General features: G+C 65.4%; 1 protein-coding gene. It reads left to right on the top strand.

From position 1 onward, the window contains the following. A partial coding sequence (locus J5M57_RS28495) for a tetratricopeptide repeat protein (RefSeq protein WP_207938545.1) occupies window positions 1–454 on the top strand: 454 nt, incomplete at both ends.

Here is a 454-nt window from a genome sequence, read left to right as displayed (position 1 = left end):
GAAGCGCTGTTTGCGCTGGGCACCGTGCTCGAGCGGGTCGACCGGCTTGCCGAATCGGAAGAGGTATTGCGCCGCGCGTTGACGATCCGCCGCGACTATCGCGTGCTGGTCAATCTGGCGGTGACGTTGAACCGTCAGCAGCGGTACGAGGCGGCCCGAAGTCTCAACGACGAGGCGCTGGCGATCGGCGGCGGCAAGATGAAGAGCGAGTTGAAGCCGCGCATGGCGCTGATGCGCAAGACCTTCGCGGGTCAGCCGTTTCGTGCGGAGCTGGCGACAGTCGACATGACCTTCGGTCCGGACTGGAACAACGCGCTGATCGCGCTGGTACAGGGCGACTATGTCCGGGGATTTGCGGCTTACGAACTGCGGCAGGAGCATCAGACCGTCTCCGGCATGACGGCGGACGAATATCGCGCGCTGCTGTGGCGCAGCGAGCCGCTCGCGGGCAAGC

The sequence above is a fragment of the Pseudomonas sp. 86_A genome (genome assembly GCF_017491705.1).
Taxonomy (GTDB): domain Bacteria; phylum Pseudomonadota; class Gammaproteobacteria; order Pseudomonadales; family Pseudomonadaceae; genus Aquipseudomonas; species Aquipseudomonas koreensis.
Note: the sequence above shows the minus strand (reverse complement) of the source record. Positions and strands in the feature narration are given on the sequence as shown.